The following is a 14499-nucleotide window of genomic DNA, read 5'->3' as shown; positions in this document are numbered from 1 at the left end:
ACAAAAGCCAGTTCGTTAGAACCGGCTTTCATAAAACGATAAAATATAACGAATTTAAGCTGCTAAGTGCTCTTCGGTGTTGACTACTTTTCCATAAGCAAATGCAAACGACGCCATAAATGCACCATGAACATACTTTGCCGGAATGGTTTCACCTTCATGTTGCATATCAAGAGTTGCGCAGGCATCATTGATAATGGTAGCCGTGTATCCTTGATCAACAGCCGCACGAACCGTTGCATCAATACAGTTGTGGGTCATAGAACCACAAACAAGGAGATGTTTAATCCCTTGCTTGTCCAGTACGTCCTTCAGGTTGGTTTCAAGGAAGCTATTGGCAAAATGCTTCGTGATCACTGGCTCACTATTCTGCGGCAATACACTCTCATGGATCTTCACACCATCTGAGCCTGCTTGAAAGAAAGGTGCACTCTCACTGTCAACGACATGCTGAATGTGCACAATCGGCAAACCCTTAGCCCGCGCGTCCGCAAGCAGACGCTGAACTTTTTGCGCAGCTTCGACCTGACCTGAAAGTTCCCATTTTCCACCCGGGAAGTAGTCATTCTGAACGTCAACAATAACGAGAGCTGTCTTAGACATGGTTTTTCCTTCAATTCCTTGTTGGTGTTGCCATGAAGATAGTGAACAACAGACACTCCCACGATTGGCATATACGACATAAAACATGCTATAATTGCCAGATGACGAATTCTACCGAACTCAGCTCTCTCTGCATCCTCTCCTATCCAGGCGCACAGCTCTCAGCTGTCTATGGCTTAATGGATATGTTCAATGCCGCAAACCAAAGCAGCGCGAGGAAGATCAATGCAATCATTTTAAACAAAGAGCAGTTGAGCACTGACGAGCAAGCCAATTTTGCAGCAATCATATTGCCACCCAGTCTGGACAGTGATCACCCAGACGCCTCTCCTCAGTTACTCGAATGGCTAAAAGCACAACACGCATCCGGCGCTATATTGTGCTCCATCTGTGTTGGTGCAGTTGTGCTTGCGGAAACTGGGATTTTGAACAATCGACCAGCAACAACGCATTGGGCGATTACCGAGGAATTTGCAAAGCGCTACCCGCAAGTGCTGCTGAATACGGACAAGCTGATTGTAGATGAAGGCGATGTGATCACAGCAGGCGGCGTAATGGCTTGGACAGACCTTGGTCTTCGGCTGATAGATCGATTTGCTGGCCATGCAACAATGCTGGAAGTGTCACGTCGTTTTTTGATTGACCCTTCAGGCCGCGAACAGAAGCACTATCGCACCTTTTATCCCAAACTGACCCATGGCGATGAGGCCGTCTTAAAAACACAGCATTGGCTCCAGTCCGAATTCAAATACAAGCTCGCAGTTCCTGACATGGTAGAGAAATCCGGTCTCACCGGCAGAACATTTCTACGTCGCTTTGAGGCAGCGACTGGCCATACCCCCAACACGTATCTTCAGCTTTTGAGAGTGACGAGTGCACGCCAGCAGTTGGAACAAACAAAACGTTCATTTAATGAGATCGCATGGGATGTCGGGTACGAAGACCCAACCGCATTTAGAAAGGTCTTTCAAAAAACAATGGGACTCAGCCCTGGAGACTATCGCCGGCGGTTCGGCCAGCTCAACAAAACCTCTTAATGCGGAAGGATCAAAAACTCATCGGTAGAAAGCACGCTGGCATTGGCAAAAATCAGGGATGCCATAATGGAGGCCTGAACATCATCAACCGAGACTTCTCTCCCGCGGAACTCCATGCAACTCGCAGCACAAGCATCATAGACGACCGTCACTGGATACCCTAGTTCCAAGGTGGTTCGTGCTGTCTCGACAATGCAGTACTGGGTCATCGACCCGCAGATCACCAGATCATCAATTTTATGATCGTCCAGAAGAAACTTTAGGTTCGTCCCTTCAAAGCTATTGAAATTGTATTTAGTGACAATAGCTTCTTCAGCTTTGGGCGTGACCATTTTGTTGATCTCCGCACCGAAGGACCCCTCCGCCATATAGGGAGAATTTGGGTCTTTATAGACGTGCTTGATGTGAATGACGAACTCGTGGTGTTGCCTTGCATCTTTAAGCAACTGGACAATATTTCCGGCTGCTTCCATCTGCTTGGGCAGCTCAAATTTCCCACCCGGAAAATGGTCATTCTGGCAAGCAATGATAAGCAGAGCAGTGTTATGCGTCATACCAAACCTCACATGACAAAATTACCAGCTTGCAAGTGTGAACCAAAAATATTTATTTCAACCGCATTCAAACAGTTGGATTTTAGAAAACTCTAGGCTGTGCTGGGTGTCTTGTGATGAAAAACCGACGTCAACACTCTCCATCATGCGCCCGGATCGTTGACCTAACAATAAGGTCAAATAAATATTTTTGAGAGACAAAATTTTGCGGGCTAACCGCGTATTCTGTTTAAATAAAGGGACATCAAACTTCGAGACAAAATCATTAGTCCAACAATCAAAGAGTTAAACAAGCAATTTGCTTTACTCGTTTCTTAAAAAGAATTTTACGAAAATGAACAGCAAGTCCAACCCCAAAACCAATCACAACCCAGTAGATTACGCCGAGCAACATAAGTCGTACAAAATCAAGACGCATAAACTTCGAGACATCCTGACCTAATATTTCTCCCAGCAATCCAAGCTGTCCCCATAAAAGACCGATGTCCAATAAAAGAAGTGACAAGCTACAGCAAACTGACACCACCATAACATACTTCCAACTCAGCTCTCGAATGTTACGGCCAGAAACCAGAAGCCCAATTACAAAGCCGGGTAATGCCATGCGAAAGACAAGAATAAGTACTCCAACCAAATAATATGTCTCATCCAGATGCAACTCAATCTGCTTGAAATAAGCGTAAACTATTGCACCTACTGCAAGTGCTGAAAACACCATATGTAATACCGTAAAGAGAAATATCAGACCTATTATAGCGATAATTTTCTTGATCACATCAACACCAAAAAGAACTTGAATAATTTTATTTGCAGAATGCACGTATATGTCAAATGAGTAATGATACACAACTGTGAATTGCATATTTAATATACAAAAAAGCCGATCCCCATCACAGGAACCGGCTTCTCAATTCTCACTTTGATCTCAACGCTTAACCGCCGAAATCATCCAGCATGATGTCTTCACGTTCCACGCCGAGATCAACTAGCATGTTGATCACGGATTGGTTCATTATTGGAGGGCCACACATGTAGTACTCGCAATCTTCTGGAGCTACATGGTCCTTCAGGTACTCATTGAAGAGCACGTTGTGAATGAACCCGGTGTAACCATCCCAGTCATCACCATCTTGCGGATCAGAAAGAGCCACATGCCATGTGAAGTTCGGGTTTTCGCGAGCCAGCATTTCGAAATCTTCAACGTAGAACATTTCGCGGACTGAACGCGCGCCGTACCAGAAGGTAACTTTACGATCTGTAGACAAGCGGCGAAGCTGGTCAAAGATGTGCGAGCGCATCGGTGCCATACCAGCACCACCACCTACAAACACCATTTCCTTATCCGTATCGCGAGCAAAGAACTCACCAAACGGACCGGAGATCGTCACCTTATCACCCGGCTTCAGGTTAAAGATGTAGGAGGACATGATGCCCGGATTAAGCCCTTCAGTCCGTGGCGGAGGTGTCGCGATACGCACGTTCAGCATGATGATACCCTGCTCTTCAGGGTAGTTCGCCATGGAGTACGCACGGGTAACCTGCTCGTCGTTCTTGGTCTTCAGATCCCAGAACTTGAAGTGATCCCAATCGCCACGGTATTCTTCATCAATGTGGAAGTCCTTGAAGTCGATCGCGTAAGGTGGACATTCAATCTGAATGTAACCACCCGCGCGGAAATCAACATTCTCGCCAGTTGGCAGCTCAAGAACCAGCTCCTTAATGAAGGTCGCAACGTTATTGTTGGAGCGAACTGTACACTCCCACTTTTTAACGCCAAACACTTCTTCAGGAACTTCAATCTTCATGTCCTGTTTCACAGCAACCTGACAAGAAAGACGATCACCATCGCGCGCTTCGCGCTTCGTGATGTGGCCTTCTTCAGTTGCCAGAATGGACCCGCCACCATCGTGAATTTTCACACGGCACTGAGCACAGGTCCCACCACCACCACAGGCAGAGGGCACAAAGATCTTCTGATCAGATAATACGTTGAGAAGCTTACCGCCCGCAGGAACGGAAATAGTCTTCTCACCGTTGATGATGATGTTCACATTACCCGCAGCGACCAGCTTCTTACGTGCAGCAAGAATGATGATCACGAGGGCAAAAACAATCACAGTAAAGAGGGAAATACCCGCTGCAAATTCTTCCATTTCCAGCCGCCCCTTACAGTTTCACGCCGGAGAAAGCCATGAAACCCATAGCCATCAAACCAGCAGTAATAAAGGTAATGCCAAGACCTCGAAGCCCCTCAGGAACATCAGAGTATTTCAGCTTCTCGCGCACACCAGCCATTGCAGTAATCGCCAACGCCCAACCAATACCGGAGGACACACCGTAAACGGAGGCCTCAGCAAAGTTGTAGTCACGTTCCACCATGAACAATGAACCACCCATGATGGCGCAGTTCACGGTGATCAGCGGCAAAAAGATACCCAGAGCATTGTAAAGCGCAGGGACGTAGCGATCGAGGAACATTTCCAAAATCTGCACCACAGCCGCGATTACACCGATGTAGGAGATCAAGCCGAGAAAGCGCAGATCCACGCCTCCCAAACCAGCCCACGCCAACGCGCCATCGTTCAGCAAAGTGGAGTACAGCAGGTTGTTGATTGGAACAGTAATCGCCTGAACCGCAACAACGGAAATGCCAAGACCAAGAGCCGTTTCGACCTTCTTGGAAACCGCAAGGAATGTACACATTCCAAGGAAGAAGGAGAGTGCAAGGTTCTCAATAAAGATCGCCTTGACAAAGAGAGAGACCAAACCTTCCATGATTAGTGCGCTCCCTCTTCAGCCATGATCTCGTATTCGACTTTTTCAACCTGAGCAGGCTTCCATGTACGGAAACCCCAGATCAGCAAGCCGATCACAAAGAACGCAGAAGGCGGCAGAAGCAGCAATCCGTTTGGTACATACCAGCCACCGTTATTTACGGTCTCCAGAATCTGCACTCCAAACAGAGAACCAACACCAAACAGCTCACGAATAACACCAACCAGCAGCAGGATCAGGGAGTACCCCAGACCATTGCCGATACCATCCAGGAAGGACGGGATTGGTGGGTTTTTCATGGCGTAGGCTTCTGCACGGCCCATCACGATACAGTTGGTGATGATCAGGCCCACAAACACGGAAAGTGTCTTGGAGATCTCATAGAGATACGCCTTGAGGATCTGGTCCACCACAATCACGAGGGACGCGATGATCACCATCTGCACGATAATGCGGATGGAAGACGGGATCTGATTACGCAGCAGGGAGATAAAGAAGTTGGAGAACGCCGTTACCAGCGTCACCGCAATCGCCATCACCATGGCTACTTTCAAAGAAGACGTTACCGCAAGAGCGGAACATATACCAAGAACCTGAAGCGTGATCGGGTTGTTATCGATCAAAGGATCGAGAAGCATGGACTTATCGGAACCAGCCATTACGCCTCTCCTTTTTTCAGATTGTCGAGGAAGGTCTTGAAGCCCTGCTCGCCCATCCAGAATTTGACGAGGTTATCGACACCGCGAGATGTAAGCGTCGCACCGGCAATCGCATCAATGTGGTATTTGCTTGCATCAACGCCCGCAGGTGCAGATTTGCCAACACCAATCAAAACATTACCGTCTTCGCCGTAAACCAGCTTACCCGGCCACTGTGCCATCCATTTTGGATTATCCACCTCAGCGCCCAGGCCCGGAGTCTCGGCATGCTCATAAAAGCGCAGGCCGTACACTTCGTTGCCATCAGCGTTCAGTGCGATGAAACCGTAAAGCGTAGACCAAAGACCGTAACCATGAACAGGCAGGATGATACGCTCAATACCGCCAGACGCATCACGGGTCAGGTAAACGGAAGCCAGTTTTGCTTTACGCTTAACGCTTGCCGGATCGTTTTCCAGAACAAGGCTCTGTGCAGGATCCTTGGCGGCTCTGCGCTGATCGTATGTTGCAACATCAGCAGCTGTCGAGAATTTGCCGGTTTCCATATCGACGAGACGCGGCTCAAATGTTGCAAACGCCTTTTCTACGTCAACGCCCTCCTGGTAAAGGCCCGCAACTTTTAAGATGTTGGTCTTTTTATCCAGCGTCTTGTTGATTTCCTGCTGAGGCTTCAACATCACCGCAGCGCCAGAAACAATCATCGAACAGAAAAGACAAAGAACAACTGCAACTGTGATTGTACGCGGCGCAGAGTCCAGAGGCATCGCATTAAAGCGTGCCCAAAGCCCTGTTGGTGCTGCGCTGTTAGACTGTGCATTAGGCATGGCGCTTCATCCTCCGTGTGATGTTCGCCTTCACAACGAAGTAGTCGATGAGCGGCGCGAAGATGTTGCCAAACAGAATTGCCAGCATCATGCCTTCTGGGAAGGCTGGGTTGATGACACGAATGAGAATGCACATCACACCAATCAAAACACCGTAGATGTAACGGCCCGGATTGGTCATCGCAGCGGTTACTGGCTCAGTTACCATGAACACGAGGCCAAACATGAAGCCACCAGTGACCAGATGCCAGTACCAAGGCATTGCAAACATTGGATTGGTTGAAGAGCCAACGGCATTCAGCAACAACGTAAAGCCGATCATGCCAGCCAGACAGCCAACAATCAGGCGATAGTTGGCAATACCGGTCACAACAAGGAAGATGCCACCGAGCGTAATCGAGATGGTCGATGTCTCGCCAAAGGACCCTTGAATGGTTCCTACGAAAGAACTCATCCATGTAATGCCGTTGTTTGCCAACGCCTGCATACCGTCAGCAGCGGCAACACCCAGCGCAGTCGCACCGGAGAACCCATCTACCGGCGTCCAGACCGAGTCACCGGACATTGCTGCCGGATAAGCGAAGTACAGGAACGCACGACCAACAAGAGCCGGGTTGAGGAAGTTCTTGCCAGTACCACCAAAGACTTCTTTACCAATGACCACACCAAACGCGATACCGAGACCAACCTGCCACAACGGCGTGGAAGCTGGCAGGATCAGCGTGTAGAGCATGGAAGAAACGAAGAACCCTTCGTTGACTTCATGCCCGCGTACCGTGGCAAAGATCACCTCAAACATACCGCCAACGCCAAGCGTTACGATATAAATCGGCAGGAAGTACAAGGCCCCGTGAGCAACGTTTGCGAAGTAGTTGTCAGGGTTAAAGCCAATGCCTAGCAGGGATAGAATAAACGCACGCCAACCAGCAGGCTCAGTAATGCCCATGGAAGCGAGCGCTGCATTTGTCTGCAGGCCAGTGTTGTACATACCAAACAGAATCGCAGGGATCGTTGCCAGCACCACATAGGTCATGACACGCTTCAGGTCAGCATGGTCACGAGCATGTGGGGCAACGCTGGTCACTGTTTTTGGTGTGTAGATGAAAGTGTCCACCATCTCATAGATGGCGTAGAACTTCTCGTATTTGCCGCCCTTTTCAAAGAGCGGCGCAATGCTATCAATCTTATCGCGCAAGCTCACGGGTTAGCCCTCTTTCTCGATTTTTTCAAGATTTGCACGCAACGCAGCTCCGTATTCATTCTTGGAATGGCAGATGAACGTGCACAGCGCCAAATCTTCTTCGTCCAGCTCAAGAGCGCCAAGCTTTTGCGCGGTGTCTGTATCCAGAACCATCAGGGATCGGAGCAACTGAGTTGGAAGAATGTCGAGCGGCATAACCTTTTCATAGGTGCCAAGCGGAACGATTGCGCGGATGGAACCGTTCTTGTTGGTACCAAACGGAAACTTCAGCTTGTCGCGGAAGAAACCGGAAGGATGCACATTGAGATTGGACCACTTCGTCATGAATGGGCGAACCCAACCAACGACATCTTGCTTATGGTCCTCTTCCATCAGAGTTACCTGTGTGTGGTAACGCCCAAGGAAGGCAAACTGATCAACAGCAATGGTGCCAGACAATACTGAGCCGGAAACAACACGAACTGGAGTGTTTTTGTCCATCTCACCAGCAAGTAGGTCACCAAGGTCTGCACCAATGCGCGTGGTTACAAGGCGTGGTTTAGTCGCCATTGGCCCTGCAATCGAAACGCAACGGGAAACATCCAGCTCACCCGTCAGGAACAGATTACCGATGGCAATCACGTCCTGATATCCGATGGTCCAGACTGTCTTGTTTTCATTCACCGGATCGAGGAAGTGAACGTGAGTACCCGCATTGCCTGCTGGATGCTTACCTTCAAAACTTTCCATCTGAACGCCAGCAAGTGCTGCGCCCGGAAGCTGATCTTTAGGGCTGTGACAAACGAATGTCCGGCCATCGGTCAACTTGGAAACAACATGCAAACCAGCTTCGAAAGCGCCTGCATTCGCATTGATGATCACACCAGCATCCGCAGCGAGCGGGTTGGTGTCCATCGCAGTTACGAAGATCGAACGCGGCTGCGTTTCAAAAACCGGAACTTTTGAGTATGGGCGAGTGCGGAAGCTCGTCCAAAGCCCAGATTTGGCAAGTTGCTCACGAATGACGGAAGCATCAAGAGTTGCCAAAGCACTATTTTCAAACTTCGAGAAGGAAACTTGCTGTTCGTCACCCTCGTCAAGTTTGATGGTGATGGTTTCCAGTACGCGACGCGCACCACGATTGACTGCCTCGATAACACCAGCACCTGGAGCAACATAGTTGATTTCAGGAGAGCGTTTATCGACGAAAAGCGGTTGACCTTTTACGACGCGATCGCCTTCAGCGACCAGCATCCGAGGCTTCAAACCATTGTAATCCCCACCATTCACAGCAACACGACGAACCATCTGACCCTTGTGGATCTCTTGGTTCGGAGCGCCTGTAATTGGCAGATCCAATCCTTTTGTAATCTTCATCCCTTACCCTGCCAGGCTTTTTATAGGACAAACCACTAGATGTCCGCGGGATATCTGCTGGTATTAGCGTTAAGTCGTACTACGAACGTACAAAATGCCGCGCATGCGGAACATTGACTTGGCAAGCCGAACCGAGATAAATCCCACCATAGATTGTATTTTCAGCAACAAAGCCCGAGCATTGCTGAACACTACTCATCCACGGCTCCGAGTTGGAGTAGCCGCCCGCATAGCATCAAAGTGCGGTGCGGTCAGCTATTCCTACGGATTTATCCGGGCGAATACCCTGATATACCTCAAACTTCAATAGTTATTAGCAATATTGACGTTGCGTTAACAATGTGGTTTAGCGATTTTTTCCCGCCAAAATAGTTTTCCCCTAACTGTTCACAGTGACGTAGTTTCACTTAATACCTTGTAGTGATCAACTATCCCTGTTCTTCGCCAATCAAGTATCAAACCCTATTTGACTTGACAGAAACACAGATAAGGCCGATTACGCGGGGAAATGAACAACCTCTGAGGCCAGAATGCGCTTCCTCGTTACAGCTCTTGTACTTCTTTTCGTTACGGCTTGTGTTCCTAACGAAAACAGCAGAGATGAGATCGTTCTCGCTGGTAAGACGATGGGCACGACATACAATGTCAAAGCCATCAAGGGATCTTCCAAAGCCACACAAAAAGACCTGCAAGAGCAGGTGGACGAAGCACTCCTAGCAGTCAACAAGGCAATGTCCAACTGGGATAAAGCCTCGGAAGTCAGCCGTTTCAACAAGTCCACCAGCACAGAATGGACACCAATTTCGCGTGACTTCAGCATTGTCATGCGGGAAGCATTGCGTATTCATAATCAAACTGGTGGTCGTTTCGATGTAACTTTAGCACCGCTCATTGAGCTTTGGGGCTTTGGACCGAAACAGGATACGCCTCCAGAGCCGGATCCAATTGAAGTCAGGGAAGCCCTCGCTTCTGTCGGCATGAGCACCATGCTCGAATTTGAGACAGATCCCCCTGCCCTACGCAAAGTCAATCCAGACACCGCTGTCAACCTGTCCGCCATTGCCAAAGGCTTCGGCGTTGACAAAGTTGCCCTTGTTCTAGAACAAAACGGCATCAACGAGTATCTGGTCGAAATCGGCGGAGATCTTGTCACAAAAGGCAATAACTCGAAAAATGAGCCGTGGGCCGTAGGAATTGAAAAACCGGATTCCACGACGAGAACAGTTCAACAAATCGTCAGAGTAAGCGACAAAGGCCTTGCAACCTCTGGCGACTACCGCAACTACAAGGAGGTGGAGGGCAAACGTCTCTCACACATTCTTGATGCGGTAACAGGCCGTCCAATCGACCATAAGCTTGCATCAGTGACCGTAATTGCCGACAGTGCCATGCGTGCTGACGGACTTGCGACGGCACTGTTTGCCATGGGAGACGAACGCGGCATGGCATTAGCTGAACGAGAAGGCATGGCGGTCTTCTTCATCGTACGAGAGAATAACCGCTTCATCACACGCTCATCCAGCGCGTTTCGGAAATTTGAGCAGTCTGCAAAAAACTAACGGAATAACACAATGGCAACTTTCATCATCGCATTTATCGTGTTGATCCTCATTGTCGCTGGAATGGCAATAGGTGCTGTCTTCAGAAACAAGCCAATCACAGGCAGTTGTGGCGGCCTAAATGCAATTGAAGGCGCTGACCATTGTGTGGTTTGCAAACGCGAAATCGATCCAAACAGCCCACTCCGTGAAAAGCTTCAGCCATGTAAGCGGAAGCGGGCCATGGAAGAGCAAAGCGCAGTATAAGCCGCGCTGTAACAATACAGATTGCACAAGGGGCCGCACGGCCCCTTTTTTTGTATCCGCCGTTTATTTATCTACCCGGTAATCACGGGCAGCATCCGGACCCTCACCACCAATCAGAGTCGCAAAGAAACCGGAGACCAAACCAAAAGCAACGCCGATTGCAACAAAGCCAACACCAAGGAACAAGCTTCCAAGCGTCGGAAATAGGCCTTGACCAATAGACGTCAGACTATCCCCACCTATCAGCCACAACAGCAAGTTCATCCAACCACATATGAACCCGCCTGAGAACCAGCTCGGCATACTTGACTTGAGAAGGGGATGGTAATTTAGAACACCAATCAGGGCCACTAATCCGCCAAGGGTAATGCACCATAGAATCAGACCAAACTGAACCACAAAAGACACGTTCAAATTGAGCCAACTGATGAGGGAGAGGCAGAGCAGCCCAAACGCTAAACCAAATAGTTTGGCCGTTATTCCTCTTCTGAGCAAAGACGGTTTAGAAAACATAATACAAGCTCCCATTGGCATTTTCCGGTGGGCCGACCACCTTTTGGGAGCAAACATATACCAAGGGTCTTAAAACTAGTTTTCCGCAATCGGGGTGTTATGCGGAGGCCCAGCTGAAATCAAAAACACCAAAAACCATAAGGGAAAAACTGAGAACCGAAATCAGGCCATACATCCAGCAACGAAGTTTCCAGCCTGCGCCCTGTGTTTTCCAATTGTCCTTAAAGAGCCGACCGCCTACTGCAAATAACACAAGCAGCACAACGCCGAACCACGAAGGCATAGCAGAAAAGAAATTCAAAACCTGATCCATGACAGCTCCAAGCGAACATTACGTTCCCTTTAGTTCTGTTGTAATCAAAACGCAAACACACGACGTGCAAGTAAAGCAGAACACAGCAGACAAAGGCAATTTTCTATCCCACTGGCAGTACAACGCAATTATCGCAATACGGCTGTGCCTAATTCTGGAAGATATAATTCATCAATTTTTATACCCCGCTCAATCCCTGTGAAATATATTCCAAACCATTGATCAAATAGCGGTCATCATCGTCAAATAACATGCGTCTTTCATATCTATTTATCTTATTACATTGACCTTTTGAGCAAGTCGGACTAAAAGGCCCTCGAAGAAAAGAGCTCGCTTGCCATTTGCCGCCTCATATTCCCATGAGTGAGCGGAAGCGATGGGTAGGGCAACAAAGCTCTTGCTTTATTAATAATGACCCTCCTCGAAAGAACACTAAATGACGATACCTGAAGGGGTTGCCCCAGCGCTGTCCAAAGCTTTGGAAAAGCGCGAATACACGTCTCTTACACCAGTTCAAGCAGCTGTTCTCGATCCGGAACTTAAAGGCAAAGACCTTTTGGTATCCGCGCAGACCGGTTCCGGTAAAACCGTAGCATTTGGCATAGCCATGGCTCCGGAACTCCTTGGAACTGAAGAGCGGATGGAGCGGGCCAAAAAACCTCTCGCACTATGTGTCGCTCCAACCCGCGAACTTGCCCTACAGGTGAGCCGCGAATTGGAATGGCTTTATGGCGAAGCTGGCGCACGTATCACCACATGTGTTGGTGGTATGGATATGCGCCGCGAACGCCGTGAGCTCTCCGGTGGCGCACATATCGTAGTCGGCACACCTGGCCGTCTACGTGACCACATTGAGCGTGGCTCTTTTGATACATCCTCACTTCGCACAGTCGTCCTCGACGAAGCTGACGAAATGCTGGATTTGGGCTTCCGTGAAGATCTGGAGTTTATCCTGGGCGCAGCCCCGGAAGAACGCCGTACAATGCTCTTTTCTGCAACTGTTCCAGCACCGATCGAGACACTAGCAAAGCGTTTCCAACGCGATGCAAAACGTATCTCTACTGTGACTAATCGCGAACAGCACGCAGACATCGAATACCGTGCAATGCAAGTTGCACCAAATGACCGCGAAAACGCGATCATCAACGTCCTTCGCTTCTACGAATCCCAAAACACTCTCATTTTCTGTGGCACTCGCGAAATGGTGAAACACCTTTCTGCGCGTCTCGGAAACCGTGGTTTTGCTGTAGTTGCCCTATCTGGTGAGTTGAGCCAGACAGAACGTAACCACGCCCTTGGCGCTATGCGTAATGGCCGTGCTCGCGTTTGTGTGGCAACCGATGTTGCAGCCCGCGGCATTGATTTGCCGAACCTTGATCTTGTGATCCACGCTGATCTGCCAAACAACTCAGATACACTTCTGCACCGCTCAGGCCGTACTGGCCGCGCAGGTCGTAAGGGTGTTTGTACTCTGATTGTGCCGCACACACGTCGTCGTTCAGCAACACGCCTGCTTAGCTTTGCTAAGGTAAAAGCAGAATGGGACTCAGCTCCTACTGCTCAAGAAATTCGTGACCGTGATCGGGATCGTATCCTTGCTTCAACAGATCTTCAGGAGCTTCCGGCTGAAGAAGATTTGCCGATGATCAAGGATCTGCTGGAAAAATTCTCAGCAGAACAGATCGCAGCAGCTTACATGCGTCAGATCCACAAAGGTCTGCCTGCACCAGAAGAATTGCTTGCAAGCTCCAAGTTCGATCCAGAACGCGATGTGAAGCCACGCAAAGAATTTGGTGAAGGCATTTGGTTCCGTCTGAACGTTGGCCGCAAACACAATGCAGAACCTCGCTGGCTTCTGCCAATGATCTGCCGTGCAGGTCATATCGCGAAAAAAGACATCGGCTCTATCCGTATCTTTGATGCTGATAGCCGCTTCGAACTTGATCCAAAACTCGCTGATAAGTTCATGGAAGTTGTCAAAGAAAACGGGACTGGTGAAAAATCAATCACCATCACTCGCATCGACGGCAACCCAGAACGCAGCGGTAGCGGTGGTGGCGGCGGTCGTCCAGCCGGCGGCGGTAACAAGCGCAACTTCCGCGGTGGTGGCGGCGGCGGCGGCGGCGGATACCGCGGCGAAGGCAAACCAGCTGGTGAAGGCAAACCAGGCGGCGAAGGTCGCGCACCAAACCGTGGAAACCGTGATGGCGGCGGTTACCGTGGCGGTGAAGGTCGTGGACGTAGCGAAGGTAAACCAGGCGGCGGCAAAAGCTTCCGTGGTAAACCGGGCGGCGAATAGGCTCACCGAGCACTGTTAGATACAAAAAAAGCGGGCCATCTGGCCCGCTTTTTTATTGGCTATCTGCACCTTACTTAAACCGCAAACCCATCTCGCTTCAGCTGCTGAATGAGCTGGTCCAGCTTTTGCAGAAATTGTGAGCGGTCTCGGGGTGAAAATGGGCTAGGCCCAGATGTTTGCTGCCCGGAGCTGCGCAAGTCCTCCATCAGGTTTCGCGTCGCCAGCGCCATCCCAATAGAGGCTTCATCAAACACCCTCCCCTTTGGAGAGAGCGCAATAGCCCCCGATTTCACAATACGATCCGCAAGCGGTATATCCTGCGTCACCACAAGATCACCCGGTACAGCACGGTCTGCAATCCAGTCATCCGCTATATCCGGACCTTCCGGCACAATGACACGCTCAATATCCATATCTCTTGGCGTGTTGATGAAGCTGTTTGCAACAACAAAAACTTTCAGCCGATAACGATCGGCAACCTTGTAGATTTCGTCTTTGACAGGACAGGCGTCTGCATCAATGTATATTAGTATCTTCTTCGCACTGGTCACAGCGGCTTA

General features: G+C 49.5%; 16 protein-coding genes. 4 read left to right on the top strand and 12 right to left on the bottom strand.

Translation table 11 applies throughout. The features are described from left to right. Positions 1-54 precede the first annotated feature (54 nt). Positions 55-603, bottom strand: coding sequence for a cysteine hydrolase family protein (locus tag BLS62_RS21050; RefSeq protein ID WP_093185360.1), 549 nt, complete (start codon positions 601-603; stop codon positions 55-57). Positions 604-704: 101 nt separating this feature from the next. On the opposite strand from BLS62_RS21050, the gene BLS62_RS21045 reads away from it, so the two are divergent. Next, the gene (locus BLS62_RS21045) at positions 705-1640 is read left to right on the top strand and encodes a GlxA family transcriptional regulator (RefSeq protein ID WP_093185357.1); all 936 of its coding nucleotides are present in this window, start codon (positions 705-707) and stop codon (positions 1638-1640) included. Here BLS62_RS21045 and BLS62_RS21040 read toward each other — a convergent pair. The 8 genes from BLS62_RS21040 to BLS62_RS21005 form a co-directional block, all read right to left on the bottom strand. After that, positions 1637-2194: an isochorismatase family protein gene (locus BLS62_RS21040; protein WP_093185353.1), complete on the bottom strand. Its 558-nt coding sequence runs from the start codon at positions 2192-2194 to the stop codon at positions 1637-1639. The two genes, BLS62_RS21045 and BLS62_RS21040, sit on opposite strands and share 4 nt — an antisense overlap. Positions 2195-2471: 277 nt before the next feature. Further along, positions 2472-3014: a hypothetical protein gene (locus BLS62_RS21035; RefSeq protein ID WP_143521586.1), complete on the bottom strand. Its 543-nt coding sequence runs from the start codon at positions 3012-3014 to the stop codon at positions 2472-2474. Positions 3015-3126: 112 nt separating this feature from the next. Then, positions 3127-4347 carry an NADH:ubiquinone reductase (Na(+)-transporting) subunit F gene (gene nqrF / locus BLS62_RS21030; RefSeq protein WP_093185345.1) on the bottom strand — a complete coding sequence of 407 codons (1221 nt, stop codon included), beginning with the start codon at positions 4345-4347 and terminating at the stop codon, positions 3127-3129. Between the two features lie 13 nt (positions 4348-4360). Then, entirely contained in the window at positions 4361-4969 is a 609-nt protein-coding gene (nqrE, locus tag BLS62_RS21025; RefSeq protein ID WP_093185341.1) for an NADH:ubiquinone reductase (Na(+)-transporting) subunit E, read from the bottom strand. 2 nt (positions 4970-4971) lie between these two features. After that, the gene (locus BLS62_RS21020; RefSeq protein WP_093185336.1) at positions 4972-5628 is read right to left on the bottom strand and encodes an NADH:ubiquinone reductase (Na(+)-transporting) subunit D; all 657 of its coding nucleotides are present in this window, start codon (positions 5626-5628) and stop codon (positions 4972-4974) included. After that, positions 5628-6452 carry a Na(+)-translocating NADH-quinone reductase subunit C gene (locus tag BLS62_RS21015; protein ID WP_093185333.1) on the bottom strand — a complete coding sequence of 275 codons (825 nt, stop codon included), beginning with the start codon at positions 6450-6452 and terminating at the stop codon, positions 5628-5630. The genes BLS62_RS21020 and BLS62_RS21015 overlap by 1 nt, the downstream gene beginning before the upstream one ends. Then, positions 6445-7653, bottom strand: coding sequence for an NADH:ubiquinone reductase (Na(+)-transporting) subunit B (locus tag BLS62_RS21010; protein ID WP_093185328.1), 1209 nt, complete (start codon positions 7651-7653; stop codon positions 6445-6447). The genes BLS62_RS21015 and BLS62_RS21010 overlap by 8 nt, the downstream gene beginning before the upstream one ends. A gap of 3 nt (positions 7654-7656) precedes the next feature. Next, positions 7657-9009 (bottom strand): Na(+)-translocating NADH-quinone reductase subunit A, encoded by a 1353-nt coding sequence (locus BLS62_RS21005; protein WP_093185323.1) that lies wholly within the window; start codon positions 9007-9009, stop codon positions 7657-7659. Between the two features lie 530 nt (positions 9010-9539). On the opposite strand from BLS62_RS21005, the gene BLS62_RS21000 reads away from it, so the two are divergent. Both BLS62_RS21000 and nqrM read left to right on the top strand, forming a co-directional pair. Continuing rightward, entirely contained in the window at positions 9540-10568 is a 1029-nt protein-coding gene (locus tag BLS62_RS21000) for an FAD:protein FMN transferase (protein ID WP_093185319.1), read from the top strand. A 12-nt stretch (positions 10569-10580) separates the two neighbouring features. Further along, positions 10581-10814, top strand: a complete 234-nt coding sequence (nqrM, locus tag BLS62_RS20995) for a (Na+)-NQR maturation NqrM (protein WP_093185315.1) — start codon at positions 10581-10583, stop codon at positions 10812-10814. Between the two features lie 63 nt (positions 10815-10877). Here nqrM and BLS62_RS20990 read toward each other — a convergent pair whose 3' ends face one another. Further along, entirely contained in the window at positions 10878-11327 is a 450-nt protein-coding gene (locus tag BLS62_RS20990) for a hypothetical protein (protein ID WP_208991003.1), read from the bottom strand. A gap of 97 nt (positions 11328-11424) precedes the next feature. Further along, positions 11425-11640, bottom strand: coding sequence for a hypothetical protein (locus BLS62_RS20985; RefSeq protein WP_093185310.1), 216 nt, complete (start codon positions 11638-11640; stop codon positions 11425-11427). A gap of 436 nt (positions 11641-12076) precedes the next feature. Between BLS62_RS20985 and BLS62_RS20975 the strand changes: the two genes are divergently transcribed. After that, positions 12077-13939, top strand: coding sequence for a DEAD/DEAH box helicase (locus BLS62_RS20975; protein WP_093185302.1), 1863 nt, complete (start codon positions 12077-12079; stop codon positions 13937-13939). A 74-nt stretch (positions 13940-14013) separates the two neighbouring features. On the opposite strand, the gene BLS62_RS20970 is transcribed toward BLS62_RS20975, so the two are convergent. Further along, positions 14014-14490, bottom strand: a complete 477-nt coding sequence (locus tag BLS62_RS20970; protein ID WP_093185298.1) for a YaiI/YqxD family protein — start codon at positions 14488-14490, stop codon at positions 14014-14016. Positions 14491-14499 lie beyond the last annotated feature (9 nt).

Source organism: Pseudovibrio sp. Tun.PSC04-5.I4 (assembly GCF_900104145.1).
Classification (GTDB): Bacteria; Pseudomonadota; Alphaproteobacteria; order Rhizobiales; family Stappiaceae; genus Pseudovibrio.
Note: the sequence above shows the minus strand (reverse complement) of the source record. Positions and strands in the feature narration are given on the sequence as shown.

Excerpts from the sequence above, each read along its gene's own strand:
- BLS62_RS20985 (WP_093185310.1), bottom strand. The coding sequence starts at position 11,640 with ATGGATCAGGTTTTGAATTTCTTTTCTGCTATGCCTTCGTGGTTCGGC.
- BLS62_RS21020 (WP_093185336.1), bottom strand. The coding sequence starts at position 5,628 with ATGGCTGGTTCCGATAAGTCCATGCTTCTCGATCCTTTGATCGATAAC.
- BLS62_RS21050 (WP_093185360.1), bottom strand. The coding sequence starts at position 603 with ATGTCTAAGACAGCTCTCGTTATTGTTGACGTTCAGAATGACTACTTC.
- BLS62_RS21015 (WP_093185333.1), bottom strand. The coding sequence starts at position 6,452 with ATGCCTAATGCACAGTCTAACAGCGCAGCACCAACAGGGCTTTGGGCA.
- BLS62_RS21000 (WP_093185319.1), top strand. The coding sequence starts at position 9,540 with ATGCGCTTCCTCGTTACAGCTCTTGTACTTCTTTTCGTTACGGCTTGT.
- BLS62_RS21040 (WP_093185353.1), bottom strand. The coding sequence starts at position 2,194 with ATGACGCATAACACTGCTCTGCTTATCATTGCTTGCCAGAATGACCAT.
- nqrM (WP_093185315.1), top strand. The coding sequence starts at position 10,581 with ATGGCAACTTTCATCATCGCATTTATCGTGTTGATCCTCATTGTCGCT.
- nqrF (WP_093185345.1), bottom strand. The coding sequence starts at position 4,347 with ATGGAAGAATTTGCAGCGGGTATTTCCCTCTTTACTGTGATTGTTTTT.
- BLS62_RS21005 (WP_093185323.1), bottom strand. The coding sequence starts at position 9,009 with ATGAAGATTACAAAAGGATTGGATCTGCCAATTACAGGCGCTCCGAAC.
- nqrE (WP_093185341.1), bottom strand. The coding sequence starts at position 4,969 with ATGGAAGGTTTGGTCTCTCTCTTTGTCAAGGCGATCTTTATTGAGAAC.
- BLS62_RS20990 (WP_208991003.1), bottom strand. The coding sequence starts at position 11,327 with ATGTTTTCTAAACCGTCTTTGCTCAGAAGAGGAATAACGGCCAAACTA.
- BLS62_RS21045 (WP_093185357.1), top strand. The coding sequence starts at position 705 with ATGACGAATTCTACCGAACTCAGCTCTCTCTGCATCCTCTCCTATCCA.
- BLS62_RS20975 (WP_093185302.1), top strand. The coding sequence starts at position 12,077 with ATGACGATACCTGAAGGGGTTGCCCCAGCGCTGTCCAAAGCTTTGGAA.